At 64.9% G+C, this 26572-nt stretch carries 24 protein-coding genes and 1 pseudogene; 12 read left to right on the forward strand and 13 right to left on the reverse strand.

All coding sequences use genetic code 11. From position 1 onward, the window contains the following. A pseudogene (locus tag FOS14_RS16575) lies at positions 1 to 163 on the reverse strand (IS256 family transposase); the annotation flags it as partial. A gap of 313 nt (positions 164 to 476) precedes the next feature. Here FOS14_RS16575 and FOS14_RS16580 point away from each other — a divergent pair. Beyond that, positions 477 to 872 (forward strand): hypothetical protein, encoded by a 396-nt coding sequence (locus FOS14_RS16580; RefSeq protein WP_143771926.1) that lies wholly within the window; start codon positions 477 to 479, stop codon positions 870 to 872. 165 nt (positions 873 to 1037) lie between these two features. On the opposite strand, the gene FOS14_RS16585 is transcribed toward FOS14_RS16580, so the two are convergent. From FOS14_RS16585 to FOS14_RS16595, 3 genes are all read right to left on the reverse strand, one after another. Beyond that, a complete protein-coding gene (locus tag FOS14_RS16585; protein WP_143771927.1) occupies positions 1038 to 2174 on the reverse strand; it encodes a CaiB/BaiF CoA-transferase family protein in 1137 nt (378 codons plus the stop codon). Further along, positions 2174 to 3316 carry an acyl-CoA dehydrogenase family protein gene (locus FOS14_RS16590; RefSeq protein WP_221936730.1) on the reverse strand — a complete coding sequence of 381 codons (1143 nt, stop codon included), beginning with the start codon at positions 3314 to 3316 and terminating at the stop codon, positions 2174 to 2176. Before FOS14_RS16590 ends, FOS14_RS16585 begins: the two co-directional genes overlap by 1 nt. A gap of 119 nt (positions 3317 to 3435) precedes the next feature. Then, positions 3436 to 4455 carry an AraC family transcriptional regulator gene (locus FOS14_RS16595; RefSeq protein ID WP_185981806.1) on the reverse strand — a complete coding sequence of 340 codons (1020 nt, stop codon included), beginning with the start codon at positions 4453 to 4455 and terminating at the stop codon, positions 3436 to 3438. 152 nt (positions 4456 to 4607) lie between these two features. Here FOS14_RS16595 and FOS14_RS16600 point away from each other — a divergent pair, with 152 nt between their 5' ends. The 9 genes from FOS14_RS16600 to FOS14_RS24785 all read left to right on the forward strand — a co-directional run bounded on the left by FOS14_RS16600 (position 4608) and on the right by FOS14_RS24785 (position 13393). After that, positions 4608 to 5474, forward strand: a complete 867-nt coding sequence (locus FOS14_RS16600; protein WP_255450399.1) for a MaoC/PaaZ C-terminal domain-containing protein — start codon at positions 4608 to 4610, stop codon at positions 5472 to 5474. A 31-nt stretch (positions 5475 to 5505) separates the two neighbouring features. Beyond that, entirely contained in the window at positions 5506 to 6705 is a 1200-nt protein-coding gene (locus FOS14_RS16605; RefSeq protein WP_143771930.1) for a lipid-transfer protein, read from the forward strand. 48 nt (positions 6706 to 6753) lie between these two features. Next, positions 6754 to 7185 (forward strand): SRPBCC family protein, encoded by a 432-nt coding sequence (locus tag FOS14_RS16610; RefSeq protein WP_143771931.1) that lies wholly within the window; start codon positions 6754 to 6756, stop codon positions 7183 to 7185. Positions 7186 to 7218: 33 nt separating this feature from the next. After that, positions 7219 to 8106 carry an SDR family oxidoreductase gene (locus FOS14_RS16615; protein WP_143771932.1) on the forward strand — a complete coding sequence of 296 codons (888 nt, stop codon included), beginning with the start codon at positions 7219 to 7221 and terminating at the stop codon, positions 8104 to 8106. Beyond that, on the forward strand, positions 8103 to 8960 hold the full coding sequence (locus FOS14_RS16620) for an alpha/beta fold hydrolase (RefSeq protein WP_143771933.1): 858 nt from the start codon (positions 8103 to 8105) through the stop codon (positions 8958 to 8960). The genes FOS14_RS16615 and FOS14_RS16620 overlap by 4 nt, the downstream gene beginning before the upstream one ends. A 19-nt stretch (positions 8961 to 8979) precedes the next feature. Further along, complete coding sequence (locus tag FOS14_RS16625) at positions 8980 to 9813, forward strand: SDR family oxidoreductase (RefSeq protein WP_143771934.1); 834 nt, start codon at positions 8980 to 8982, stop codon at positions 9811 to 9813. Positions 9814 to 9834: 21 nt separating this feature from the next. Next, a complete protein-coding gene (locus tag FOS14_RS16630) occupies positions 9835 to 11442 on the forward strand; it encodes an acyl-CoA synthetase (RefSeq protein ID WP_143771935.1) in 1608 nt (535 codons plus the stop codon). Between the two features lie 31 nt (positions 11443 to 11473). Beyond that, complete coding sequence (locus FOS14_RS16635; protein ID WP_143771936.1) at positions 11474 to 12991, forward strand: aldehyde dehydrogenase family protein; 1518 nt, start codon at positions 11474 to 11476, stop codon at positions 12989 to 12991. 243 nt (positions 12992 to 13234) lie between these two features. Further along, positions 13235 to 13393, forward strand: a complete 159-nt coding sequence (locus FOS14_RS24785) for a hypothetical protein (RefSeq protein ID WP_185981807.1) — start codon at positions 13235 to 13237, stop codon at positions 13391 to 13393. 206 nt (positions 13394 to 13599) lie between these two features. Here the strand turns inward: FOS14_RS24785 and FOS14_RS24790 are convergent, their stop codons facing one another. The 5 genes from FOS14_RS24790 to FOS14_RS16655 all read right to left on the reverse strand — a co-directional run bounded on the left by FOS14_RS24790 (position 13600) and on the right by FOS14_RS16655 (position 16591). Continuing rightward, positions 13600 to 13776 carry a hypothetical protein gene (locus FOS14_RS24790; protein WP_185981808.1) on the reverse strand — a complete coding sequence of 59 codons (177 nt, stop codon included), beginning with the start codon at positions 13774 to 13776 and terminating at the stop codon, positions 13600 to 13602. A gap of 80 nt (positions 13777 to 13856) precedes the next feature. Next, positions 13857 to 14177, reverse strand: coding sequence for a GYD domain-containing protein (locus tag FOS14_RS16640; RefSeq protein ID WP_143771937.1), 321 nt, complete (start codon positions 14175 to 14177; stop codon positions 13857 to 13859). Between the two features lie 101 nt (positions 14178 to 14278). Then, the gene (locus tag FOS14_RS16645) at positions 14279 to 14707 is read right to left on the reverse strand and encodes a CBS domain-containing protein (RefSeq protein ID WP_143771938.1); all 429 of its coding nucleotides are present in this window, start codon (positions 14705 to 14707) and stop codon (positions 14279 to 14281) included. Positions 14708 to 14827: 120 nt separating this feature from the next. Then, positions 14828 to 16009, reverse strand: a complete 1182-nt coding sequence (locus FOS14_RS16650; RefSeq protein WP_255450401.1) for an Ig-like domain-containing protein — start codon at positions 16007 to 16009, stop codon at positions 14828 to 14830. Positions 16010 to 16222: 213 nt separating this feature from the next. Continuing rightward, entirely contained in the window at positions 16223 to 16591 is a 369-nt protein-coding gene (locus FOS14_RS16655) for a hypothetical protein (RefSeq protein WP_143771939.1), read from the reverse strand. Positions 16592 to 16849: 258 nt separating this feature from the next. Between FOS14_RS16655 and FOS14_RS16660 the strand changes: the two genes are divergently transcribed. Next, entirely contained in the window at positions 16850 to 18889 is a 2040-nt protein-coding gene (locus FOS14_RS16660) for a glycoside hydrolase family 15 protein (RefSeq protein WP_143771940.1), read from the forward strand. 306 nt (positions 18890 to 19195) lie between these two features. Here the strand turns inward: FOS14_RS16660 and gnd are convergent, their stop codons facing one another. The 3 genes from gnd to ppgK form a co-directional block, all read right to left on the reverse strand. Further along, positions 19196 to 20215 carry a phosphogluconate dehydrogenase (NAD(+)-dependent, decarboxylating) gene (gene gnd, locus FOS14_RS16665; protein WP_143771941.1) on the reverse strand — a complete coding sequence of 340 codons (1020 nt, stop codon included), beginning with the start codon at positions 20213 to 20215 and terminating at the stop codon, positions 19196 to 19198. Between the two features lie 79 nt (positions 20216 to 20294). Continuing rightward, entirely contained in the window at positions 20295 to 21761 is a 1467-nt protein-coding gene (gene zwf, locus FOS14_RS16670) for a glucose-6-phosphate dehydrogenase (protein ID WP_143771942.1), read from the reverse strand. Then, the gene (gene ppgK / locus FOS14_RS16675; RefSeq protein WP_143771943.1) at positions 21758 to 22591 is read right to left on the reverse strand and encodes a polyphosphate--glucose phosphotransferase; all 834 of its coding nucleotides are present in this window, start codon (positions 22589 to 22591) and stop codon (positions 21758 to 21760) included. Before ppgK ends, zwf begins: the two co-directional genes overlap by 4 nt. A 149-nt stretch (positions 22592 to 22740) precedes the next feature. Between ppgK and FOS14_RS16680 the strand changes: the two genes are divergently transcribed. Continuing rightward, entirely contained in the window at positions 22741 to 23280 is a 540-nt protein-coding gene (locus FOS14_RS16680) for a GNAT family N-acetyltransferase (protein WP_143771944.1), read from the forward strand. Positions 23281 to 23286: 6 nt separating this feature from the next. On the opposite strand, the gene FOS14_RS16685 is transcribed toward FOS14_RS16680, so the two are convergent. Next, positions 23287 to 26547 carry an arabinosyltransferase domain-containing protein gene (locus FOS14_RS16685; RefSeq protein ID WP_255450402.1) on the reverse strand — a complete coding sequence of 1087 codons (3261 nt, stop codon included), beginning with the start codon at positions 26545 to 26547 and terminating at the stop codon, positions 23287 to 23289. Positions 26548 to 26572: the final 25 nt, after the last annotated feature.

Below are 26572 nucleotides of genomic sequence, written 5' to 3' on the forward strand. Positions count from 1 at the left end.
CAGCCGAGCGGGCGTTCCACTCGGCGCCGCACACAGCGTCGGCATCGGCGGAGAGCAGTGCGTTGATCATGGTCTGCAGCAGCTCGCGCATCAGATCCGGCGACGCGTCAGATAGGGCTTGGCCAAGCAGGCCTGCAGGGTCGACAATATGGGGTGCGGTCATCGCGATGACTCCTCGAGGATTCTTTAGACGGTTGACTCGAAAGATCACGCGGTGGCCGCTCTACATCCGTCAACGACACGGATGTCGGAGACGATCTCGGCCACCGAGTTACACCACTCTATGGGGCACTACTGCGGTGGCCACCTCCGCTCTGCTGTGCGTCCCGATGGTCTCGTGCGCGACGTCCAGGCTGACTGGATCGATCACCTGAGCAATCGCTGCCTCAATCCGGTCGACGACCTGCTACTGCTGCACGCGGTACCGCTTCAGCTCACCGGACGCGAACGCTGCTTAATTGCAACAAGACCCAACGATGTCCGGGTGGGTCCAGCAACGAGCCGTCCACAAAGCACAACAGGTCCTCGCCCGGCTCGAAGCCGAGCATGCCGTTCTCGACCGGCTACGTCGCAAGCTCGCCGACACCCTCCTGCTTCGCACAGGCACACAGCGCCGACTCACCGCCGCCGAGCACAAAGTGGCGGGCGCCGCCGCCGAGCGGACCGCAGCGATCGCCCACGCGGCCGACACCGGTGCGGCCGCCGAAGAGTTGTGCGCGGCTAAGACGCAGTGGAAGAACATCATTCATCGCACCAACGACTTGGCCGGACGCAAGCGAGCATTGGCGGCCGCGCGCGCAGCCGTCGACAAAGCACAGAGGCTGTCGAGCATCACCCACGGACGGGGGCGGGTGTCGAACCAAGGGCGGTAGACATGAAGCGGGATTGACGACGGAAGTCTCGACCGCAGCCGATGGACCTCAGCTCGCGACGCACGCCCGGCGAGGCCGGCGAACGTGTCTGTCGATGAATTGCCCCGAGCGCGGCGTCAACGTGCCGAGGCGCACGAACCGCGGTGAACCGGCGCGATCGAGATCTCAGCGCAGGGACGCGCGGTCGGTGATCCGCGCCAGCTGCTCGGTGGTGATGCCCCACCCGACCAAAAGATCGCTGACCTGCTCGGCCGCGGAGCTATTCGGTGCGGGATGAGTCGTGGGGGTGCGTCCGAAGCGTGGCGCGGGAGCGGGCTGACGCAGGCCGTCGACCTCGATGAACGCATCGCGGGCCTGATTGTGCGGATGGTTGTGTACCTCCCACGGACTGAGCACCGGGGTGACGCAGGCGTCGGAGTCGGCGAACAACAGCGCCCACTCGTCGCGGGTCCGCTCCTTGAAGCATCCTGCGATCCGTTGCCGTAGCGTATCCCACCCTGTGCGGTCCAGCTGGAACGGCAGGTCCGGGTCCTCGATCCCGAGAACGGCGAGCAGTTGCAGGAAGAAGGGGTATTCCACGCAACCGACCGCGACATATTCGCCATCGGCACATTCGTAGGTGTCGTAGAACGGGGCGGCGCCGTCGAGCAAGTTCTCGCCGCGCGGCTCGTTCCACAGACCGTTGGCGTGCATCCCGTGCATGAACGCGGTCAGCAGCGCGGAACCGTCGACCATTGCGGCGTCGACGACCTGGCCCAGGCCGGAGCGCTCCCGCTCGTAGAGGGCGCCGAGCACGCCGAGAGCGAGCAACATGCCGCCGCCGGCGAAGTCGCCAATGATATTGGCGGGCGGCACCGGGCGTTCCCCGGACCGGCCGACCAGCGACAGCGCACCGGACAGGGCGATGTAGTTGATGTCGTGCCCGGCGCGGGCGGCGAGCGGACCGGACTGACCCCAGCCGGTCATCCGGCCGTAGATCAGCCGCGGGTTACGCGCCAGCAGATCGTCCGGGCCGATACCCAGGCGTTCGGCCACTCCCGGACGCATCCCCTCCACGAAAACATCAGCGGCGTCGACCAGGGCGCAGAGTGTCGCGTGGTCGTCGGGGTCTTTGACGTTGAGCCGAATCGTGTGCTTGCCGCGGTCGAGTGGGCCGTCGGGCGGGGTCAGCCCGTCACCGTTGCCGCCCTCGCGCTCGACCCGCACCACCTCGGCGCCGAGATCGGCCAACATCATGCAGCCGAACGGCGCCGGCGCGAGCCCAGCCAGTTCGACCACCTTCACACCGTGCAGCGGGCCCATCACAGGCTCCGTCCGATGATCATCTTCATGATCTCGTTGGTGCCGCCGTAGATCTTCTGGATCCGCGAATCGGTCCACAGCCGCGAGATCGGGTATTCGGCCATGTATCCGTAACCACCGAACAGCTGCAGGCAGTCGTCGGCGACTTTGCACTGCTGCTCGGTGAGCCACCACTTGGCCTTGGCGGCCGTGGGGATGTCGAGCTCACCGTTGGTGTGCTTGGTCACGCAGTCGTCGAGGAAGGTCCACGCGATGGACTTGATGGTGTCGACCTCGGCGAGCGTGAACTGAGTGTTCTGGAATTTGACGATCGGCTTACCGAAGGCTTCGCGTTCTTTGGCGTAGCTCAGGGTGAGCTCGACAGTCTTCTCGATCGCGGCGGCCGCGGCCACCGCGAGGATCAGTCGTTCCTGGGGAAGCTGGGTCATGAGCTGCATGAAACCCATGCCCTCGGCGAAGCCGAGCAGGTTCGACTGCGGTACCCGCACGTCGTCGAAGAAGAGCTCACAGGTGTCTTGACCGTGCTGGCCGACCTTTTCCAGGTTTCGTCCGCGCCGGAAGCCGGCACGGTCGGTTTCGACTGCGATGATCGACACGGTGTCGGCGCCCTTGCCTTCGGACGTCTTGGCCGCCACCAGGACCAAATCGGCCAAGAAGCCGTTGGAAATGAAGGTTTTGGCTCCACTGATGACGTAGTCGTCGCCATCCTTGGTCGCCTTGGTCTTGATGTTCTGCAGATCCGAACCCGTGCCCGGCTCGGTCATGGCGATAGCGGAGACGATGTCGCCGCTACACATGCCCGGCAGCCACCGCTGCTTCTGCTCATCGGTGCCGTATGCGTTGATGTAGTGCGAGATGATCCCGCTGTGCAGCGGGATGCCCAGGCTCGGTGACAGCGCGCGAACCTGCTCGATGGTGACCACCGCTTCGTGGCGGAAGTCGCCGCCACCGCCGCCGTATTCCTCGGGCAGGCTCAGGCCGAGCAGGCCGAGCTCGCCCGCGGCCCCCCAGACTTCGCGGTCGACGTGGTGCTGCCTGTTCCAGCGATCTTCATTGGGGGCGCATTCCTTCTCGAAGAACCGCCGCGCCAAATCGGCAAGCGCGTCCAGATCCTCATTCATCCACGGTGAGCGGTGGGCCACGGGAACTCCTTCGTTCATATCCGGTTCCCAACGATGCTTGCTCGTGGTGGCGCCGCGGGCGATGATCGTGACGAGCAGATGCTTGACCGCAACGCTCGAGTACGCCGACGGGGTCGAGGTCAGCGTTGGTACGCGCTTGGCGGGTCGCCGGTCCAGCGGCTGAAGGCCCGGGAGAACGCGCTCGGCTCGGAAAAACCGAGCCGACGCGAAAGTGCCGCGATCGTCTCCTCGCCACGCACGAGGCTCGTCACGGCGGCATCACGCAGGATGCGCTCCTTGATCTCGCGGGATGAGGTGCCTTCCTCGCGGAGCTTGCGCCGCAGCGTCTGCGGGCTCATCGCGAGATCGGCGGCCAAGTCGTCGACGCTGGGCCACTCGCCGGTGAGGCCGCGTTCCAGCAGTCGGCGTACTTGCCCGGTCACCGTGGTAGCTGTCCCGGTGCGGGTGAGCACAGCGGCAGGCACGTCGCTGAGAAAGGTGAGCAGCTCGTCCTCGTCGCGAACCAAGGGCGCGTCCAGGAGGTCTGCTCCGAAGACCAAAGCGGGCCGCGGAGCGGAAAACCGCACCTGTGCGCCGAAGATCAGGTCATAGTCGCTGTTATCGGGCACCGCCGGATACGGCACCTCGACGCGGCGCAAGGGCATTCTCTGACCTAGTCCCCAGGCGATATAGCGGTGCACTGAGAGCAGCAGGATATCGACGAGTATGTCGACAGGTACGGCGATCGCACTGATATCGAACTCGAGCCGCGCCTCGTCGCCGACCTCGACGATCTCGAGCGGTGGAAGACCGGGTAGCGACCGGTGGAAGGTCTTGGCGCGCTGGATCGCCGCCCGCAGCGTGGGCGCGCTGATCAGCCCGAAGCACAGCAACCGAAAAGTCCCCAGTGGCACCGGACGCAGGCCGAAACCGAGCAGTTCGTCGTCGGTAGTACGCCACAACCGGTTGAAGAGGCTGGTTATCTGTTCGAGAGTGACCCGGGCCCGGCCTTGGGCGAGCAGATCGAGGGATATCCCAGCCTCGTCCATCATCGATGCCACGTCCCAGCCCCGGCGCGCGGCGACGTCCAGCAGTGCCTGGACGCGGGTGATCGGCAGGGTGTAACCGGGGGATGTGTAGCCGGGGGATTCGGAATGCACGGACCAGACCGTACACATTCCATTCGCACCCGCTCCGCGCGGTGATGAGCGTTTCGGTCAACGAACCGAGAGGAACGATCATCGCCTCGGACACCGCCAGCTCCTTACCGTCGAGACAGGCAATGCCCAACGACGCGCACAGGAGTTACACCGTGGCCGAAAACGAGGGATTCAACCTCGACCGCCTTGATGTTTGGGGCGAAGAGCAGAAGTTCGAGGTCGACCGCGACCGCACCATCGCCTACGCCGAGGCCACCAACGATCCGATCGCCCAGCACCTGGACGGCACCTACGCGCCCCCGGTCTTCGCGGTCGTACCCGCCATGGTGATGATGGCTGATGCCACCATGTCGGTGGTACCCGACGAGCTCATGCTGCGAATCCTGCACGGCGAGCACGACTTCCGGCTGTATCGGCCGATCGTTCCCGGCGAGACGCTGACCGTGCGCGCCAAGCCGGTCGGCATCGAGGGCAAGTCCTCCGGTGTCGTGGTGACTACGTTGCTCGAAACCCGCGACTCGCAGGGCGAGCTGGTCAACGAGCAGTACTTCATCGGCTTCTTCCGTGGCGGAAAGTTCGACGGCTCCCTCGGGGTCACCAGTCCGGAACACGGTTTCGACGAGGCCCTGCGCGACCGGGCGCCGGATTACACGGTCGCCCAGACCTTCGACGCCGATCAGACCTTCCGCTACAGCGAACCGGCGGGCGATCCGATGCCCATCCACCTCGACGACGAGTTCGCCAAGGCAATGGGCCTGCCCGGCATCATTATTCACGGGCTGTGCACGATCGCCTTTACCTCGCACGCGCTGATCAACCAGTTCGGCGAGGGCGATCCGACCAAGCTGAAGCGACTCGCAGTGCGGCTGACCAAGCCCGCGCGCCCCAGCGAGACCATCACCACCACTGTGTGGCGCCGCGACGATGTCGACGGCCGCCAGGTCTACGCCTACGAAACCGCTGGCGACGAGAGCCCCGGCAAGTTCGTGATCACCGATGGCCTGGCCGAGTTCGCCTGATCTCGATTCGTACCAATCCAAGGAGTCTTTTATGTCCAATCGTGTGTTCGTCGTCGGCGTCGGCATGACGAAATTCGAGAAGCCGGGCCGCCGGGAAGGCTGGGACTACCCGGCCATGGCACTCGAGGCGGGCACGGCCGCGCTATCCGATGCCGGCATCGAGTACAGCAAAGTGCAAGAGGCCGCCGTGGGCTTCTGCTACGGCGATTCCACCAGCGGTCAGCGGGCCGTCTACGAGCTCGGCATGACCGGCATCCCGGTCGTCAATGTCAACAACAACTGCTCGACCGGCACCACCGCCCTGTACCTGGCGGCTCGCGCCATTCGCGGCGGGATGGCCGACTGCGCGCTGGCCCTGGGCTTCGAGAAGATGCAATCGGGTTCGCTGGAGGCCGGCTACACCGATCGCGAGCAGCCGTTGCTGCGTCACATCGACGCGCTGGCCGGTCTGCGTGATTTCGCGATGCCGGTGGCACCGTGGATGTTCGCCACCGCCGGGGTCGAGCACATGGAGCGCTACGGGTCCACCCCTGAGCACCATGCCAAGATCGCCGAGAAGAACCACCGGCACTCGGTGAACAACCCGTACGCACAGTTCCAGGACGCGTACACCCTCGAGGAAATCCAGAACGCGAAGATGGTGTACGAGCCGCTGGGCCTGACCCGGCTGATGTGTTCGCCCACTTCTGACGGCTCCGGCGCGGCGGTGCTAGCCAGCGAGAGATTCGTCGACGAGCACGGTCTCGGCGACCGGGCGATCGAAATCGTCGGCCAGTCGATGGTCACCGACCTCGAGACCACTTTCACCGCCAAGACCGCGCGTGCCATCGTCGGTTACGACATGAGCGCGGCCGCCGCGCAGAACGTCTACGAGCAGGCCGGCATTGGCCCCGAGGACGTAGACGTCATCGAGCTGCACGACTGCTTCGCGCCCAATGAACTGCTTACCTATGAGGCACTGGGGCTCGCGGCCGAGGGTGAGGGCCACAAGCTGATCGACAACGGCGACACCACCTACGGCGGCCGCTGGGTGGTCAACCCCTCCGGCGGCCTCATTTCCAAGGGCCACCCGCTCGGCGCGACCGGTCTGGCGCAGTGCGCCGAGATGACCTGGCAGCTGCGCGGCGACGCCGACGCCCGCCAGGTGCCCGACGCGAAGGTCGCCCTGGCCCACAACATCGGACTGGGTGGCGCGGCCTTCGTGACTGCCTACCGTCCGGCCAACCGCTGAACCACAGCGGCGGCATTCCGTAATAACACGCACAAAAGGAGAAATTCAATGGCCAAGGTGACCATCAGTAAGGACATTGCCGCACCGCAGGAGAAGGTGTGGGAACTGCTCGCCAATCCTGCGCGCTTCGAGGAATGGCTGACCCTGCACACGAAGTGGAAGTCGGAGCCGCCGACCGAGCTCGCCGTCGGCTCAAAGATGTCGGAAGTGCTGACCATCATGGGCATGGCCAACACCATCGACTTCACCATCGACACCTACGAGCCGCCGAACACCCTGAGCATGTCGGGTGTCGGCATGGCGGGCGCGAAGATCACCCTCACCCTGTCGGTCGAGGCGGCGGGCGATGGCTCGAAGGTGACCATCGAGACCGAGTTCATCAGCGCGATGATGGTCGGCGCCATCGCCGGTGCGATCGAGCGCGCGTCCGCCAAGGAGATCGAAGCGTCGCTCGAGAAGTTCCAGTCGCTCGTCGCCTGAGTCAACGACTTCACCTCGAACTAGGAGATAGAAATGGGTTCAATGGAGAACCGGGTCGCCGTCGTCACCGGTGCCGGTCGCGGTATCGGTCGTGAGCACGCTCTGCTGCTGGCCAAGGAAGGCGTCAAAGTCGTGGTCAACGACCTCGGCGGCGCCAACGACGGTAGCGGCAGCGATGCCGGGCCTGCCCAGCAGGTGGCTGACGAGATCATCGCCGCCGGTGGGCAGGCGGTGGCCAATACCGACAACATCGGCACCTGGGCGGGCGCCAAAGCGCTCGTCGACCAGGCGCTCTCGGAGTTCGGCGGCCTCGACATCGTGGTGAACAACGCGGGCATCCTGCGTGACGCCTTCATCGCCGGCATGGACGAATCGCAGTGGGACTCGGTCATCGCGGTGCACCTGAAGGGCCACTTCTCGGTTTTGCATCACGCTGCGGTGTTCTGGAAGGAACAGACCAAGGCCGGTAAGACGGTCAAGGCGTCGGTGATCAATACCGCCTCGGCATCGGGCACCTTCATGCCCAACGCGGGCCAGGCCAATTACGGTGCGGCCAAGGCCGGTATCGCCGCCCTGACCGAGGTCGCGGCGCTGGAGCTGGAGCGTTACGGCGTGCGCGTCAACGCGATCGCGCCGGTCGCGCGTACCCGCCTCACTCTCGCGACGCCGGGCATGAGCGCGATGTTCGAAGAAGAGGTCCCCGAGGGTGAGTTCGATGCCTTCAGTCCGGCCAATATCGCTCCGATCATGGCCTACCTGGCCAGTGACGAGTGCACGTTGACCGGCAAGGTGCTCGCGGTACAGGGCGGCGCGGTGTCGCTGCTGCGCGGTTGGTCGGTCGTGGAGACGGTGGAAACCGACGGTCCGTGGTCGCTGGAGAAACTGCCCGCCCAGCTGAATCCGTGGAGTGCCGCGGAATGATCGGCGAGCGTCGCGCCCGGTACGCGGGGTATGGGACGCGTGAGCTGTTCGTCGACGGGAGGGGGCCGAAGCTCGTGCTGGTGCACGGCTTCGGTCACCCAGCCGACTGTTGGCGTCCGGTGCTGCAACGGTGTGAACGCGCCGGCCAGGCAGCGGTCGCGCTGGATCTGCCGGGGTTCGGCGCGGCCGACGCGCTGGCGCCGGGTCTGCTGATTCCGCAGCTGGTCCGCTTTCTCGACGCGGCGGTGCGCGAGCACGCCGGTAGCGGGTCGGTGGTGCTCGCGGGCAATTCGCTCGGCGCCGTCACCGCGGTCCAACTGCTCGACTCCGTGCCGGGTGTGCCCGTCTCCGGTCTGGTCGCGCTGGACATGGCAGGCGAGCATTGGGCGCCGCTGGTCCGCGCCGTCGCGCGCGGTAACTGGACGCTGCTACGACTGCTCGCCGCCCTTCCCGCGCCGACGCGATTACGGGTCCGCGTCGGTGATGTGTTCGCCGGCATGATGCTGTACGGGGATCGGCGTGCCTTGGATCCAGAACTGGTGCGGCACTTGAGTTCCCAGATCGGACGCACAGTGTCGGCGAACGGCCTGATCGAGGTGGGCATCCTGTTCAAGAAAGAGGCCGAGTCGCTGCCGCTGCCGACCCGGATCGACTGCCCGACCGTGATCGTTCACGGCCGCAAGGATCGGCTCGTAGCACCCGCGACCAGTCGGGCGCTGCACGCGGCCATCCCGGGCAGCCAGTTTCTGACCCTCGACGGTATCGGCCACTGCCCGCATCTGGACGCCCCCGACACCGTGACCGCACTGGCACTCGACCTCGTGGCGGCCGCAGGCCGATCCGAACCAGCTTGAATATCAGAGGAGAGGGGCAATGACGCAGGACACCTCGTTGCGTGGCAAGGTCATCGCGATCACGGGAGGAGCCCGGGGTATCGGGCTGGCCACCGCGACCGCGCTACATCGGAAGGGCGCGCGTGTCGCCATCGGCGATATCGACGCGCAAGCTGCCGAGGCCTCCGCTTCCATAGCGGGTTTAGCACTGGCCGCGAAGCTCGATGTCGCCGACCCCGTCTCATTCACCGCGTTTCTCGACGAGACGGAACGCACCCTCGGACCGGTCGACGTTCTGATCAACAACGCGGGCATCATGCCGGTGGGACGCCTGGCCGACGAGCCCGACGCCGTGACCCGACGCATTCTCGACATCAACACCTACGGGGTGATCCTGGGCAGCAAACTCGCTGTGCAGCGCATGATTCCGCGCGGGCGAGGCCACATTGTCAACGTCTCGTCCCTCGCGGCGGAAACCTACGCGCCTGGTTTGGCCACCTACGGCGCGAGCAAGTGGGCCGTGCTCGGCTTCACCGAGGCGGCCCGGGTAGAGCACCGCGGTAGCGGCATCGAGTTCTCCGCGGTCCTGCCCTCGTTCGTCAATACCGAACTGACCTCGGGCACCAAGGGCATCAAGGGAATCCGCAACGTCGAACCCGAGGAAATCGCCGCGGGCATCGTCTCGGTGATCGAACACCCACGCCCCGTCGTGCGGGTGAGTCGGCTGATGGGTGCGCTGATCGGCGCTCAGAAGTATGTGCCGCGGACCATCAGCGAAACCGTCAGCCGCTGGCTGGGCGCCCACGATGTGTTCACCGACACCGTCGACGCCGCTGCACGCAAGGCCTACGAAGACCGCGCCCGCGGCCTCTGAGCTCACCGAAATGAGGATCTCATGATGGAGCCGGCGGTGCTGATGCGCCGACTTATCGACGAAGGTGTCGCACTGCGTGAATGCGTGCGCGCTGGATTGATAGGGCCAATGCCCCTGTCCGCCGCCGCCGCGACGGTGACGTCCATGGCGAAGTTCGGCATGATCGGCGGAGCGCTGAGCGCGTCCGCGGCGCGTGGTCCCGATCGGATAGCGGTGATCGACGAGCTCGGCACCCTCACCTACGCCGAACTCGACGGCGACACCAACGCCATCGCCCACCGCTGGCGCGCCGAGGGACTGCGAGCCGGGGCGTCGGTGGCGATCATGGCGCGCAACCATCGGGGATTCCTTATGGCGCTGTTCGCCGCAGGCAAATGCGGCGCCCGGATCGTGTTGCTCAACCACGACTTCGCGGGACCGCAACTGCGCGAGGTGGCCGAGCGCGAGGGCGTCGATCTGCTCGTCTATGACGAGGAGTACGCCGCCGCTGTGAGGGAAGTGTCCGCAGCACACGGTAAATGGCGCGCCTGGGCGGACACCCCTGGCGACGACACGCTCGCCGCGGCGGCCGCGGATCCCATTCGCGGCCCCCTGCCGCGGCCGGCTGTCCAGGCAAAATTGGTGGTGCTGACCAGCGGTACCACCGGCACTCCGAAGGGCGCGCCGCGCCCGGACCCGCGCTCGCTCACGCCGATGGGCGGACTGTTCGGCAAGGTGCCCTATCGGTCCGGTGAGGTCATCGAAATCTGCCCGCCGTTGTTCCACGCCCTCGGCCTCAATCAGGCGGTGCTCGCCATCGCCATGGGCATGACGGTAGTAATCCGACGTCGTTTCGACCCACTTGTCACCCTGGCCAGTATCGCGCGACATCGGGTCACAACGCTGATTCTGGTGCCGGTGATGCTCCAGCGCATGCTCGATGCCGAGCCGAATCCGCGCGAACGCCACGATCTTTCAGCGTTGCGGATCATTTTCCTCGCTGGTTCCCAACTGGGCGCACCGCTGTGCACCAGAGCGCTCGACGCCTTCGGTCCGGTCCTTTACAACCTCTATGGCTCCACCGAATGCTTCTACGCCACCCTGGCCACCCCGGACGAGCTGACGGCCGAACCGGGTTGTGTGGGAACGGCCGTGCGCGGTGTCCGACTCGAGATCCTCGGCCCCGACGACCAACCGGTACCCACCGGAGTGACCGGACGAATCTTCATCGCCAACCAGTTGCAGTTCGAGGGCTACACCGGCGGCGCCACCAAGCAGCGCGTCCGTGGGCTGATGTCCAGCGGTGACGTGGGTCATGTGGACGCGACGGGCCGGCTGTTCATCGACGGTCGCGACGACGACATGATCGTCTCCGGCGGCGAGAACGTCTTTCCCGGCGAAGTCGAGGAAACCCTGGCAGCTCACCCCGGCATCGAAGAGGTCGCGGTTCTCGGTGTGGCCGATCCCGAGTTCGGCCACCGGTTGAAGGCATTCGTCGTCGCGCGTGCAGGAGCCCAGCTCACCGAAGACGACGTGAAGTCCTATGTGCGAGCCACGCTCGCACGGTTCAAGGTTCCACGGGAGGTCGTGTTCCTGGACGAATTGCCGCGCAACCCCACGGGCAAGGTGCTCAAGCGGCAGCTGTCCTGACGGCGCTGTTCCTGCAACAGAAAGGTCGACGATGACCTCCACTCCGACTGCCGACGCGACCATCGTTGTCCGCAACCCCGCGAACGACAGCGTGGTGGGATCGGTCGCCGACACCTCCTCGGCCGCGGTGGCCGAGGTGATTGCCTCCCTGCGGGCCCACCAGCCGCATTGGGAATCGCTTGGTCCCACCGGGCGCTCGAAAGTGTTGTTCGCACTGCAGGATTGGATACTCGACAACGCCCGGCAGCTGGCCGATGTCGTGCAATCCGAGAGCGGGAAGGTGCGCGCCGAAGCCGAGCTGGAGGTGACGGCATGGGTGGATCTGATCAGCTACTGGGGTCGCAAGGCCGAGAAATTCCTCGCCGACGAGCATCCAGCACCGCACAGCCCACTCGGCCGGATAAAGAAGTTGACCACCTGGTACCGGCCCTACTCGGTGGTGGGCGTCATCACGCCGTGGAACTATCCGCTGGCGATGGGCGCGATGGACATTGTGCCCGCGCTGATGGCCGGTGCCGCAGTGCTGCACAAACCCTCCGAGGTGACGCCGCTGTCGGCGGTCGAGATCGCGCGGGGCTGGGCGGAGGTGGGCGCCCCGCCGGTATTCACCGTGGTCACGGGCGGGGCTTCGGCGGGCGCGGCCGTGGTCGAGGAGGTCGACTTCCTGCAGTTCACCGGCTCCACCCCAACCGGAAGAATCATCGCCCGCCGGCGCGCGGAAACATTCAAGCCCTACAGCCTGGAGTTGGGCGGCAAGGATCCCGCGATCGTGCTCGCCGATGCCGACCTGGATCGCGCGGCGCACGGCATCGCCTGGGGTGCGCTGCTCAACGCCGGCCAGACCTGCGTGTCGATCGAGCGGGTCTATGTCGAGGCTCCGGTGTACGACGCGTTCATCGCCAAGCTCACCGAGCAAGTCGAATCGCTGCGGGTGGGGCGAGACGATCGCGAATTCCGTTACGACGTGGGCGCGTTGGCCAATCAGCAGCAGCTCGAGATCGTCAGCCGGCACGTCGACGAAGCCGTCGCCGCGGGGGCGCGCGTCCTCACCGGAGGAAAGCCGACCGGTATCGGCACCTTCTTCGAACCCACTGTGCTGGTCGATGTCGACCACTCCATGTCCTGTATCCGGGAGGAGACCTTCGGACCCACCATCCCCGTGATCGAAGTCGCCGACGAGGACGAGGCAGTCTTGCTGGCCAACGACTCCGAATATGGTCTGTCGGCGTCGATTTGGACCGGCGACCGGAAGCGCGGCCACCGGGTCGCCCGCCGTCTCGACGCCGGAGCGGTGAACATCAACGACTCCATCGCCAACGTGTTCAACTTCGTCCTCCCGATGGGAGGGTGGAAGCAATCGGGCATCGGCTCCCGATGGGGCGGTGCCGCAGGCATCCGAAAGTACTGTCGCCAGCAGGCATTGACAGAGCCGGCCGTGCTGACGATTCCCCGCGAGGTTTACTGGTTCCCCTACTCCAAGGGCAAGTCCGGATTTGCGTTTACGCTGGTGCGTGGCCTGGGCGCCCGCGGCCGCCGTCGCCTGGGGTGAGTGCTGGTTCTCACCTCCAACGTCCGTGAGATTTTCGGCCGTGCCTCCGTGTTCGGGCCGGTCATCGTGCGCGCGGGCGTCAATACCGACGCTGGTCAGTGTGCGAGCGGCCAGCACAAGCGTGTTGTTCTGATTCCGTCTTTCAACGAAATCTCGAAACTGGGAACCACGTTGGACCATTGCATACCAATGTAAATCGCCGAGAATGATCGGCAGCTCAGTTTCCCAGCCCTCAGGCGATCGGTGCGTCTCACCCGTGTAGCCGACGATGACGACCACGAGTTCGCCGTCCGCACTCGCGTTGACCTTGAACAGGTCATGACCACCGTGCCGCCCGGTTTGGCGGGTGGCGATCATGTCTTCGAGTGCCTCGTTGACCATGAGCAGCACGTCGGTCTGTAGATCGCAATCGGTAAGGACACGTTCGGCCCAGCTGCGCACGCCGGCGCGCAATTGACAAAGTGCTTGGGCGCGGCACGGTATGGCCCATGACGCTGAGGAGCGCAGCGGATCCGGTACCTCGCCTTTGACCGATGTCTCCACCACTGAACCGGCGATACCCACCTCCGCCGAATTCAAACCATCAGGTTGGCGAGACGCACCGGACGTTAGCGCCCACGTCGCCACGCCGCCCGCACGTCGCCTTCCGAGAACGTCAGCAGCACAATGGCGAACGCGATACCGATGACGACCGACCAGAGACCGAAGCTCGCGCCCAGCAGCACGATCAGGCCGACGCAGAGCCCAAGCAACGCGATGCCCGTCAGGACGGCCAACGTCTTCATCATAAGAACGATATTGCGCCCGTCTCGCTCAGATGGCTACACAATCGCTGCCGGTCGTGCGCGTGCGCTCGACTCAAAACTCACCTTTGCGGCGGCTGGTATTCCACTCCGCGCTTGGCCGCTTCGTCGATCTGTTCCGGTGTCAGCAGCGGCGTGGTTCGCGATACCGCCGCTCCGGACGCCGCGGTCCGGATACTCAGTGCAGCCGCGGCCACCTCGTCGGGAACCTCGCCGATGACGACGAGGTCATCGACACCGAAGGCGTAGTAGCACGATTCGACCCGTCCCCCAACGCTTTCCACCATGGCTGCGATCGCGTCGCGCCGCGCCGTGCCGCCCTGCGCAAGCAATCCTTGCGCGCCTTCCGCGGAATACCTGACCTGCCAGAGATATCTCGGCATCGTCTGCCCTCCGATCGCCAATTGGGTGCCTCTCCATCTTTACCTCGTCGTGGAGCCGGCACATGGCATTTGGCGTACCAGGTCAAAGGTTCGCGGGAGGCTCAGCCCTGGGCGATGTAGGACTCCAAATGACTGCGATCGGTCTCCAGTTGGCGGATCCTGCTCTTGACCACATCGCCGATACTGACGATGCCCGCGAGTCGGCCGTCCGTCATGACGGGCATGTGGCGGACGCGGCGCTCGGTCATCGTCTCGGCGAGTTCGTCCACGGTGTCATCGACCTCGCACACAACGACCTCGCTGGTCATGATTCCGCACACCGGCATACTCAGCAGGTTCGCTCCATGATCGTGTAAACGTCGCACCACGTCGCGTTCGGACACGATGCCAACCACCTGATCATCCTCGGTCACCACGACCGCGCCGATGTTGTGTTCGTCCAGCACCGCAAGCAGTTCGGCCACTGTTGTGTTCGGCGCTACCGTCGCGACCGAAGTCCCCTTGTGCCGCAGTATCTCCGAAATTCGCATCTCGATCCCCGATCCGCTCCAGACCGGACGCCGATTACCGGTCCGCTGGAACAAGGGTAAGCCGGATGACCATTCTGGTGAACCGGTTGCGACACGACGCAGACGGCTCCCTTGCCGGCGCTAACCGTTAGCGTTCCCCGCACTCCACTGGTCCCACGGCACTTCCCAGTCACCGTAGGTGTCGTAGATCGGTAATTTCCCTCCGCCGGAGTTTGTGATCTCGACGACGTCACCGATATTGAAATGGTCGAACATCCATTGCGCATTTCCCGGTGACAGGTTGACGCAACCATGTGAAACATTACTGCTTCCCTGTTGCCCCACCGACCACGGCGCAGAATGGACGAATTCGCCGTCGTTGGAAATCCGAAGATCGAGATAAACCGTTTCCCGGTAATAGCCGGGCTGGCCCTTACACACACCGTAGGAGCACGAGTCCATCACGATGCTGTTGTTCTTCGCGGAGATCACGTGCGGACCCTCATGCGAGGGGTGGCCGGGATCCCCCAGGCTCATCGGCATCGAATTCACTTGCTCACCGTTGTGAAAGACGGTCAGCACCTCGGTACTCCCGTCGGCCTTGGCCACCCAGGAGTCGTGCACCGTGTAGTCGGCCGAGTTGTTCTCGGCACCGAATATGCCGTTTCCGAGATCGAGTCCGAACACGTCGGCCTCGATGTGGATCTTCGTCCCAGGCTGCCAGTACTGCGCAGCGCGGTAATGGACGTTCGAGTCGTCGGTCCAGTACCAGGCACCGGGCTGGTTCGGCGTGGTGGTCACCTTCAAGTGCTTCTGCACCTCGGCCTTGTTCACAACGGGCTTGGTGAACTGGAAGACCATCGGTTGGCCGACACCGATGCCGATGTCGGCGACCAGGTTCGGCGCAGGCACGACGTTGGCGTAGGCAGTCGAATCGGGACTGATCGTGTTGACCGTGAAGCTCTGGCTGGTGGACATCAGAGCCATGTTCACGGCCTGCGCATCGACCTTGTACGAGGCGCCGAAGGTCAGCGGATCCTTGGATGTCCAGGTCAGCTTGTCCGGCGAAATGTCCCCGTTGATCTGCTTGCCGCTATCGGTGTCGACCATCGTCACCTGGTTGAGCACGCCGTGGTCAGCCTTGACCACCACCGGTGCCGCCGGATTCCACGCCGGCCCGCCTGCCGCCGGGACGGCCAAGGTCGGTGCGGCAATAGTCTTGGGAATCTGTATTGCAGGACCCTGCTGGTCGTCGCCGCCACAGCCAGCGATCAACGCGACAACTGCGAAAAACGCCAGGATGACCGACATCCTGGCAGACACAGCACGGACCGAACGCGCGCAGCCCAAAATCTTCACGGCCTTCGAAACACCTTCCGAATCGGGTGGTGAATCACCACCGTCGACGCACCCAATCTACGGCAACCTCGCGGCAGTCCCGCGCCGACAGCTCGGACGGGTCGGGGTGAAGATTATTGGGTTATCGACTGATTCAGACATTTCGCCGCACCGACCACGGGCAACGGCGATTCCCAGTCAGCTCGGCGCGGCCGAGTTCGACGCGAGTCCTTCGGCCTTGGCAGCCGCATCCGGTGCCGCGTGTCGGCCACGCGCGGCGTCCTCATCGGCTTTGGATGAGCCCGCAGGCGGTTCGGGCACCTTGCCCTCGACGGCTTCCTTGAGCATCTCCAGCAACTCCGTCATCTGCCCCATGACGCGGGAGACCAACTCCGGGTTGTTCTTTTCCGTCATCGCCGTGATCGCACAGAACGGACAATAACCACATTGCCCGTCAGTCCCGGGGTGGTTGTGCTTGGCCTGCTCGATAACTGGCTGCAGCCGTTCGAACAGGACCGATCCCAATGACAAAAAGTTTGCGCGGACATCGTTCGACTCGGCGCTCATATTGCCAACCCCTTGCAACCTATCTCGTGCTACATCCGACGTTGCCGTGGCGGCGCCGAGTTGCGACGCTGCGCAGCAGCAACCCGCGCGTTGCCCGCCCGGGCGAAATTCCACCATAGGCCCCCGCTACTGCCCGTCGGCGTAAAACGAACGACATTGCCCGATGCCATGCGTAACAAAGTCATTTACATTTGCGAACGGCCCGCGAGTGCGTGCGATTCTCGAGACAAGAAGCCCTTGTCAGACGATGATGTTTCGATGGCGAGCACCGTGAAACAGGCACCGAAGAATTCTCGTTCAGCCAAGGAAAAGGCTGCCGACGACGCCGAGGCCACAACGTCGAGTGCGGATGGCAGCCCCGGCGGTGCGAGCGTCGCGCCCACCGAATTCGAGAGTTCTTTGGCGATAGCCCAGTCGCGGCGCAGCCCATTCCCGCCCATCGACGAATACGCGTTCTTGTCCGACTGCGAAACGCAGTGTCTGATAGCGCCCAACGGCGCGGTCGAATGGATGTGCGTGCCGCGGCCGGACTCGCCAAGCGTCTTCGGCGCCATCCTCGACCGCGGCGCGGGACACTTCCGCGTCGGCCCCTACGCGCAGAACGTGCCCGCGGCCCGCGTCTACCGGCCCGGCGGATTGATCGTGGAAACCACCTGGCAAACCGAAACCGGTTGGCTCCTGGTGCACGATGCGCTGGTCATGGGCGGCTGGCACAACAACGACAAACGTTCGAAGACACATCGCCGCACCCCCACCGATTGGGACGCCGAGCACATCCTGCTGCGCACGATCAAGTGCGTGAGCGGCACCGTCGAGTTGGAGGTGAGCTGCGAGCCCGCATTCGACTACTTCCGCCAGCCTGCCAAATGGGAATACACAGGTGAGGTCTACGAGGAGGCCACCGCGACCTGCGCCGGCAGCGCCGACGGAAGCCAGCCCACGCTGAAGCTGACCACCAACCTGCGACTCGGCCTCGAGGGACGGGAAGCGCAGGTGCGCACCCGAATGGCCGAAGGCGACGAAGCATTTGTGGCGCTGTCGTGGTCCCCACTGCCCGCGCCGAAGACGCAGCAGGAGGCAGAGCAGAAGCTGTGGCAAACCTCGGAATTCTGGCGACAGTGGATCACCATCGGCAATTTCCCCGACCACCCATGGCGCAGTTATCTACAGCAGAGCGCGCTGGCTTTGAAGGGTCTCACCTTTGCCCCGACCGGTGCGCTGATGGCCGCCGCGACCACATCGCTGCCGGAAGCGCCTGGGGGCGAACGCAACTGGGACTACCGCTACGCCTGGGTGCGTGACTCGACCTTCGCACTGTGGGGTCTGTATACGTTGGGCCTGGACCGCGAGGCGAACAACTTCTTCAGTTTCATCCGGGAGGTAACCGAGGACGCCGACCTGCAGGTCATGTACGGCCTCGGGGGCGAACGCACGCTCGAAGAGTCCGAACTCGAGCACCTTTGCGGATATGAGGAGGCCCGACCGGTCCGGATCGGCAACGGTGCGTACAACCAGAAGCAGCATGACGTCTGGGGAGCCATGCTGGACTCGGTTTACCTGCATGTTCGCGCGCGCGAGCAGGTGCCGGAGGCGTTGTGGCCGGTCGTCAAGCGGCAGGTCGAGAAGGCTATCGACCATTGGCGCGAGCCCGATCGCGGAATTTGGGAAGTCCGTGGCGAGCCTAAGCATTTCGTCAACTCGAAGGTCATGTGCTGGGTGGCACTGGACCGCGGCAGCAAGCTCGCGACCATGCACGGCGAGCGCGAGTACGCCCGCAAGTGGGCGGCGATCGCCGACGAGATCAAGGCCGATGTGCTGGAGAACGGTGTCGACGGCCGCGGCGTTTTCCGTCAGCACTACGAGACCGATGCACTCGACGCTTCGAACCTGCAGATCCCGCTGGTTCGGTTCCTACCGCCGAACGACCCGCGCGTTCGCGCGACGGTGCTGGCCATCGCCGACGAACTGACCGTCGACGGACTCGTGTTGCGGTACAAGGTCGAAGAAACCGACGACGGCCTCAAGGGCGAGGAAGGCACCTTCACCATCTGCTCGTTCTGGCTGGTGTCGGCACTCGTGGAGATCGGTGAGGTCAAGCGCGCCCGGCAACTGTGCGAGCGGTTGCTCGCTTTTGCCAGCCCGCTCAAGCTGTACGCGGAGGAAATCGACACCCGCACGGGCCGCCACCTCGGCAACTTCCCGCAGGCGTTCACCCACCTGGCGTTGATCAATGCTGTCGTGCACGTCATTCGGGCCGAGCAGGACGGTGAACTCGGGGAGTTCAAGCCCGCGAACTGATCACCTCTCCCCTACTCCTGCCCGTGATCATGAGCAAATCTCGGTAGCTGCCACGAGCCGGCGCACGATTTGCTCATGATCAGCCGTGTCCTATCCACGTCCGCTCGCGAGCCCGAACGAATGGTCGCTTATCGACCACTTTTTTGAGCCATCCGGTCGTGATCACCGGGGGTACGACAGCTCGGGAGTTCGGGGCAACAGCTCGGGAGTTTGGGGGCAACGGCTCGGGAGTTCGGGGCAACAGCTCGGGGGTGGGAGCAACAAAAAGGCCTGGAGCTGTTGCGCTCCAGGCCTTTTCGGACTCCCCTACTTCTTGGGCAACTCGTGGTGACCACCGAATGCCTTGCGCATCGCCGATAGCACTTTGTCCGCATACAGCGCCTCACCCCGCGAAGAGAACCGCTGGAACAGCGCCGCCGCGAGCACCGGGACCGGCACACCCTCGTCGATCGCAGCATCGATGGTCCACCGTCCCTCGCCGGAATCCGATACCCGACCACCAAAGGTTTCCAGGGTCGGATCCGCGTGCAGCGCCGCGGCGGTCAGATCCAACAGCCAGGATGCGACGACCGACCCGCGCCGCCACACCTCGGTGACCTCGGGGACGTCGATGTCGTACTGGTAGAGCTCGGGATCTTCCAGCGGTGTCTCTTCGGCGGAAAACTCACTGGCCGGCACCGAGCCGAGGTTCGCCTTGTGCAGGATGTTGAGACCTTCGGCGTAGGCGGCCATCGCGCCGTACTCGATGCCGTTGTGCACCATCTTCACGAAGTGCCCGGCGCCGGCAGGGCCGCAGTGCAGATACCCCTGCTCCGAGGTCGACGGCTCCCCTTCGCGCCCAGGTGTGCGCTCCACGTCGCCCATCCCGGGTGCGATCGACTTCAACAGTGGGTCGAGGTGCGACACAACTTGGTCTTCGCCACCGATCATCAGGCAGTAGCCGCGGGTCAAACCGAACACGCCGCCCGAGGTGCCGATGTCGACGTAATGAATCCCCTTCGGTTTCAAGGCTTTCGCCCGCTTGATGTCCTCGTGGTAGCGGCTGTTGCCGCCGTCGATGATGATGTCGCCTTCCTCGAGCAGGTCGGCCAGCTGGTCGATCACCTTTCCGGTGATGCCGGCCGGGATCATCACCCAGACCACCCGCGGCTTCTCCAGCTTGGCGACGAATTCCTTCAAATCGGTAGTGCCGTCAGCGCCTTCGGATTCGAGTTCCTTGACCGCGTCCGGGTTGGTGTCGAAGACGACCGCGGAATGGCCGTCCTTCATGATGCGACGGACGATGTTGGCGCCCATCCGGCCGAGTCCGACCATTCCCAATTGCATGTGCAAAATCCCCTTCAGGAGTGCCGCGGTCGCGGCGGTTGGAGTGCCCTTCAGTACGTTCTGTGCGCTTCGGCCGTGGTCAGGACTTGCCGCGCCACACCCGTTCGAACGGCAGCCGCCACGCACGCGGCGCAATCAGCTGGTGAATGGCGTTCGGCCCCCAGGTGCCGACGTTGTAGCCACGCACCGGCGGCGGATCCTCGAGCAACGGTTGCGAAACCTCCCACAGCCGCTCGATGCCCTCGGCCGTCGTGTACAGCGTGTGGTCGCCGCGCATGGCATCGAGAATCAGCCGTTCGTACGCCTCGAGCACATCGCCCACATGATCGGTTTCCTTCATCGCAAACTGCAGACTCAGCTTGTCCAGCTTCATCCCCGGTCCGGGACGCTTGCCATAGAAGGACAACGACACCTTCGACTGATCGGCGAGGTCGAAGGTGAGATGGTCGGGCCCTTGCTGTCCCACACCCGAGCCCGGCGGGAACATGCTCTTGGGCGGTTCGTGGAAGGCGATAGAAATGATGCGCTGGCCCTCGGCGAGGCTCTTGCCGGTCCGCAGGTAAAACGGCACCCCGGCCCAGCGCCAGTTGTCAATGAAGCACTCGAGCGCCACAAACGTCTCGGTCTCCGACTCCGGGTCGACGCCGGGCTCGTCCCGGTAGCCCTTGTACTGACCGCGAACCACCTTGCGGGGATCCAACGGGCGCATCGACCGGAAGACCTTGTTCTTCTCGTCGCTGATCGCGGCCGGACCCAGCTCGGTGGGTGGTTCCATCGCGACGAAACCGAGAATCTGGAACAGGTGCGTCACCACCATGTCCTTGAAGGCACCGGTGGACTCGTAGAACTTCGCCCGGCCCTCCAGGGTCAACTTTTCGGGTACGTCGATCTGGATGTGGTCGATGAAGTTGCGGTTCCAGATCGGCTCGAACAATCCGTTGGCGAACCGGAACGCCAGAATGTTCAGCGCCGCCTCTTTGCCCAGGAAATGGTCTATCCGGAAGATCTGTTCTTCGGCGAAGGTCTCGTGGATCTTGGCGTTGAGCGCCTCGGCACTGGCCAGATCGGTGCCGAACGGTTTCTCCATGATGACGCGGGAATTCTCCACCAGCCCAGCGTCGTCGAGCATCTGGATCACCTCGACGGCGGCCTTCGGCGGCACGCTCAGGTAGTGCAGCAACCGGGCGTCGGGTCCGAGTTCCTTCAACTTCTCCTGCACGGCCGTCGCCAGCGCCTTGGGGCCCTTGCCCTGCGGGACGTAGACGAGGTTCTGATGGAAGGACTGCCAGTCGTCGTCGTCGAGTTTACGGGTGCTGAATTCGTGGCAGGCCTTGTCGGCGACCGCGCGGAACTGCTCGTTGTCCAAGTCCTCCAGCGACGTGCCCACGACCCGGATGTCCGGCGCGAACGGTGAAATCGCCAGATGGAACAAGCCCGGCAGCAGCTTGCGCCGGGCGAGATCGCCGGTGGCGCCGAACAACACGATCACGTGGGGCGCCGCGGCCGTAGTGTCCTTCTGGCCCCGACGTTCCTGCGTTTGCGTCATTTGAGTCCCATTTCCGTACGGTCGTTACCCGGGCGACCGAGCGCATCGGCGGCCATCGCCGCACCGACGATGCCCGCCGTGTTCAGCAGCTCGGCCGGAATCACCTTTGTTCGGTTGTCCAGCAGCGGAATCCACTTGTCGCTCTTCTTGCTGACGCCGCCGCCGGCGATGAAAATGTCGGGCCACATGAGGTCCTCGAATGCGCGCAGCACCTTCGACACCTGCTTGGCCCATTTCTTCCAGGACAGCTCTTTTCCCTCCCGAACCGAATTGGCCGCCCGATGTTCGGCTTCCTTGCCGCCCACCTCGATATGTCCGAATTCGGTATTTGGCAGCAGAACTCCGTTGTTCAAAACGGCCGAACCTATTCCGGTGCCGAATGTCAGAAGAATGACGACGCCGCTGTAGTTTTTGCCGGCGCCGTAGCGGTCCTCGGCGAGTCCGGCCGCGTCAGCATCATTGACGACCGCCACCGGCACGCCGCCGAACGCCGCCTTGAACAGGCTCACCGCATCGGTGCCGATCCAGGACTTGTCGACGTTCGCCGCCGTGCGGGCGACCCCGTTCTGCACCACGCATGGCAATGTAATGCCCACGGGGCCAGTCCATTCCAGCTTCTTGACGATCTCTGCCGCGGCCGCCGCGACCGCGTCCGGAGTGGCCGGTTGCGGCGTCTCCAGGCGAATGCGCTCACTGGCAAATTCGCCGGTCTCCAGGTCGACAATCGCGCCCTTGACCCCGGTGCCACCGACATCGATTCCGAAAGACTTTCGGTTCACGGAGTTTTCGGTGGCGAGGTTTGCGCCAATGGCGTTCGACTCTGTAGTCATGTTTTTGCGCACTCCTTGCCTAGTCAGGCTTGTTGCGCTCCAAGATTAGCCATGCGGTGGGCGCAGTGGCAGGTGTTCGGACCAAATAGCTGTAACCCGCGGAGACGTACCTGCAGCTATACAGGCGACAATCATGATGTACTTGACACATGACCAACGTCGACGTCGACGTGAGCCGCGCAGGCCTGTGGGATGCCGAGGCGCTCAGTGACGTTGCGGCAGCAACTTTTCCGCTTGCCTGCCCGCCCGACGCCACCGCCGAAGATATTGCGGCTTTTGTCGATGAGGTGCTCTCCATCGAAAGTTTCGGCGATTATCTCTCCGACCCGGCCGTCACCGTTCTGAAAGCCACCAACAATGGCAAGATCGTCGGCTACACAATGCTGGTCGATCGTGAACCCGAGGATCCCAACGTCGCCAGGGTCCTCAACGTCCGGCCCACCTTGGAAATCAGCAAGATGTACGTGCTCCCAGACCAGCACGGAACTGGAGTGTCAACGGCCCTGATGGCCGCGGCCATCGAGCACGCCCGGTCCTCCTCCTATGCCGGGGTGTGGCTCGGTGTCAACGAGCACAACGCCCGCGCGCAGCGGTTCTACACCAAGAACGGATTCACCACCGTGGGCACCAAGAAGTTCCTGGTGGGCTCCCGCAGCCACCACGACTTCGTGATGCAGCGCGCGGTCTGACCACACTCAGCGGATGTCGAAGTTCAGCGCACCGGGACTCCACATCGCCGAGCGTCGTACCGTGTCGACGTCGAGTTGGGCCGGCGTTGCGCTCGGCACCAGCGGGTCGAGTCGTTCCAATTCACCCCAGTTGCGCTTCCAATCGTCGCGCAGATAGGACGGGATGACGTCGGCCCGGGTGAGTAGGTCGATGTAGCCGAGCGGGCCACCGGAGGCATGGCTTTCCCAGTTCGTGGTCATGATCGCACCGGAAAAGTCGGGCGTGATGCGGTACTTGGGCAGCTCGGCCACGCCGTAGCGGTGCGGCATCGGCTGCTGGCACGGGAACTCGAGGCCCACCAGCCAGTCGAGCAGCACCGGCGCGCGGTGTCCGACCAGCGAATCGAGGGTTTGCAGCTTCGGCACGCGCGGTGGCGTCACGGCCACCCACTGCTTGGGATCGGAGCTGTCGACGCTGGCGACGATGCGCACCACATTGGCCTGCGGCGGCAACTGGCCCAACGGCACCCGCAGGTTGCGCCACTGTGGTTGCAGGACACTCACGTCGTCGGGCGTGACCCGGCCCAACGACTGCACCTGCCCCGCATTGGCCACGCCGTACTCGACCTGGACGCTTTGGCCGGGCACCGGCAGTTTGTCGATGTCCGTCGAGGCAATACGTCCGGCCGCGGCAATCGAGATGATCTGACCTCGGGAACCGTGCGCATCCGGCGCCGGCAGCTGATACCAGCCGGACACGAGTTTCTTGTCCACACCGGCGCTGTCGTAGCTGCCCAGCATCGGTGTGGACTGCGGGTTCAGCCCGAACGGCAGCGGAATCACACTGCCGTTGATCCCGGTCTGCGCGGCGCCTGGACCAGTTCCGCCGGACTCTCCCGTTTTGGTGGTGGTCCCGGCACTACCCAACGACTGGCCGACCGAGGCAGCCGCGGCCGCCGAGGCGTCCGGCGTCAGGTCGTTGACGTTGAGACCGTTGGGTGTGAAGCCGGCGTGACTCTGTCCGCCGAGCGCGGTGGCAGGGTCTCCCGAAAGCGGTTTGAGCATCCCCGCATTGGGGTCCGGCTCGACCAGAACGGCGTCGGCGAGACCACACGACTGCCCACCGAGCGAGTCGACATTCGACTTGGCCACCGAGAATGCCGGGTATTGCTGCGCCGCGGCCTTCAGGAACGAGGCGAGCTCGAAGCTCACCACCAGCGCCGCCACAATGCCGAGAATCGCGATAGGTCGCCGCACCGGCCGGTCGGTCTTGCCGAACGACTCGCGGACGTGCTGCCAACCGGCGACCGCGAGCAGCAGCAACGCCATGACCAGCAGCACTGTCCCGATGGCGATGCCGTGCACCGAAATTGTCTTGTCCCACCACGGAATTCGATAGCTCGCCACGTACCACCAGCCGTTCGAGCTGGCGAAGGACACCGCGAGCATGGCGACCACGGCCGCGGCGAAGAGCGTCCGGTTCCGCGGCGAGCGGATCGAGCGGGGACCTGCCGCAACCGCGGCCACCACCGCGACGGCACCCGCGATGCCGGCGAACACGCCGAGGTGGTGGGTGAACTTCGTCGGCGAAAACGCCATGAGCGGAATGGCCGCGACGGTGACGCCCACAATCCGCCGCGTCGGTCCGGCGGCAAGTCCCGGAATCCGCCCGTTCTTGCGGAACAGGGCCAGCACCGACACCACCAACGCGAGCAGCAGCGCCAGCATGGCGAACCGGCGGGCCACCGAACCGTCGGGCGTCGGCTGGAACAGGTCCTGGTAGACGAGGTAGTCGTCGTACCAGGGCATGTCCGGGCCGACGACCTTGTGTGCGCCGCGCATGGCGGCAATCTCGGAGATCGGCTGGCCAGCAAAGACGATGGTGAGCACCACCAGTCCAGCCGCCAGCGCCGGGAAGACCAGCGCCAGATATCCCGACCTGCGGGCGCGGGTGACGATGATGCGGGCCAGCGGCCGAGCGCCGGCCAGCAGCGCTGCCAGACAGATCAATCCAGACGGGTTGGCCACCACCGCCAGCGCCGCGACGATCAACGCGACCACAGCCGGGGCCAACCGTCGCGTCGCCAGCGCCCGTTCCATCGACACCCAGGTCAGCAGCACTCCGAAGGCCACCGCCGGCTCGGGCCGCAGGCCGTTGTTGTACGGCAACCAGAACGCCAGGAAGATGAACGCTCCGGTCCAGCGCGCCGACAGTTGGGTCCGTGCGGCCACGCCCAGGCGCGGAATCACCTCCCGGCTGATCAGGAACCAGCACAGCAGGCCCAGGATCAACTCCGGCAATCGCACGACAATGCTGGCCGTGGAGATGCGGGCCAGCAGTTCGAAAGTGTTGTCGTAGGGAATGCCGATGGGAGTCTCGGGAACACCGAAGTAGGCGAAGTAATTGGCCAGATAGCCGGCGTGCCCGGCCGTACGTGCCATGCCGAAGATATAGCCGTCGTCGGACGTTCCGGCCCCGATGAAGTACCACAACAGCAGCACCCCGGCCACCACGCAGTCCACCGGTCGCGGCCGCCACCACCGGCGCGCGAAGAGCCTGCGGTTACCTCGACCGTCGAGGCAATCGAGTCGGTGCAGTGCCCACAGCGCCAGCGCCGTGGCGAGCAACGCACCGACGATGGCGGCCAGTTTGATCGCGGTCGGCGAGGTGGTGAATCGGGAATCGATCACCACGTGCGCACTCATCCCGGCTGGGGCAGCGCCGATGAGGTCGGTGAACAGCCCGACCAGTTGGGGGCGCTGGTCCCCAGCCAAGACCACGTGCTTGCCCGCGCCATCGACGGTCGTTTGGGAGATGCCAGAGGAGACGGTGATCCGACAATCGGCGGGCAGGGACGAGACTGGGGTGTCGATGAGCGTCTTGTCGCGCAGCACCACCTGGAGCCGATCCCCCGGCGTCACCACGACGCTGAGGCCGTAGCGCAGCGCCTGACCGGCAGACCGCGGAATCGTGGCCAGCACCGTCGCGCCCTTGGCGCCGAGTTCGGTCACCGCTGCACACGGAATGTCGGCGTCAACACTCAGGGGCGAATACGACACGAGCGCGGCCGTCACGCTCTGCGCGCGGCCGGCTTGGGGCCAGCTAAAGCTCGATTGTTGCTGATGAACGGGCAACAGGGGCACCGCGATGGCGAGGATGGCGCCGATGAGACCGGCGACAATTGCGACGATTCGCCATAACCGGGCGCGCCGGGCAGGTGCGGCTACCGGATCGGCGGGAGAAGCGACTGCAATCGAGGGATCTTCCGTCGCCCGCGTGCCAACCACGACGACGAAAGTACCAGCCGACCAG

Source organism: Skermania sp. ID1734, assembly GCF_007489285.1.
GTDB lineage: Bacteria > Actinomycetota > Actinomycetes > Mycobacteriales > Mycobacteriaceae > ID1734.

Coding starts and splice junctions, on each gene's coding strand:
- ppgK (WP_143771943.1), bottom strand. CDS start 22,591: ATGACTACAGAGTCGAACGCCATTGGCGCAAACCTCGCCACCGAAAAC.
- FOS14_RS16645 (WP_143771938.1), bottom strand. CDS start 14,707: ATGCGAATTTCGGAGATACTGCGGCACAAGGGGACTTCGGTCGCGACG.
- FOS14_RS16585 (WP_143771927.1), bottom strand. CDS start 2,174: ATGGGCCCGCTGCACGGTGTGAAGGTGGTCGAACTGGCTGGGCTCGCG.
- FOS14_RS16605 (WP_143771930.1), top strand. CDS start 5,506: ATGTCCAATCGTGTGTTCGTCGTCGGCGTCGGCATGACGAAATTCGAG.
- FOS14_RS16615 (WP_143771932.1), top strand. CDS start 7,219: ATGGGTTCAATGGAGAACCGGGTCGCCGTCGTCACCGGTGCCGGTCGC.
- zwf (WP_143771942.1), bottom strand. CDS start 21,761: ATGACGCAAACGCAGGAACGTCGGGGCCAGAAGGACACTACGGCCGCG.
- FOS14_RS16655 (WP_143771939.1), bottom strand. CDS start 16,591: ATGAGCGCCGAGTCGAACGATGTCCGCGCAAACTTTTTGTCATTGGGA.
- FOS14_RS24790 (WP_185981808.1), bottom strand. CDS start 13,776: ATGAAGACGTTGGCCGTCCTGACGGGCATCGCGTTGCTTGGGCTCTGC.
- FOS14_RS16635 (WP_143771936.1), top strand. CDS start 11,474: ATGACCTCCACTCCGACTGCCGACGCGACCATCGTTGTCCGCAACCCC.
- FOS14_RS16620 (WP_143771933.1), top strand. CDS start 8,103: ATGATCGGCGAGCGTCGCGCCCGGTACGCGGGGTATGGGACGCGTGAG.
- gnd (WP_143771941.1), bottom strand. CDS start 20,215: ATGCAATTGGGAATGGTCGGACTCGGCCGGATGGGCGCCAACATCGTC.
- FOS14_RS16660 (WP_143771940.1), top strand. CDS start 16,850: ATGGCGAGCACCGTGAAACAGGCACCGAAGAATTCTCGTTCAGCCAAG.
- FOS14_RS16630 (WP_143771935.1), top strand. CDS start 9,835: ATGATGGAGCCGGCGGTGCTGATGCGCCGACTTATCGACGAAGGTGTC.
- FOS14_RS16625 (WP_143771934.1), top strand. CDS start 8,980: ATGACGCAGGACACCTCGTTGCGTGGCAAGGTCATCGCGATCACGGGA.
- FOS14_RS16580 (WP_143771926.1), top strand. CDS start 477: ATGTCCGGGTGGGTCCAGCAACGAGCCGTCCACAAAGCACAACAGGTC.
- FOS14_RS16610 (WP_143771931.1), top strand. CDS start 6,754: ATGGCCAAGGTGACCATCAGTAAGGACATTGCCGCACCGCAGGAGAAG.
- FOS14_RS16640 (WP_143771937.1), bottom strand. CDS start 14,177: ATGCCGAGATATCTCTGGCAGGTCAGGTATTCCGCGGAAGGCGCGCAA.
- FOS14_RS16680 (WP_143771944.1), top strand. CDS start 22,741: ATGACCAACGTCGACGTCGACGTGAGCCGCGCAGGCCTGTGGGATGCC.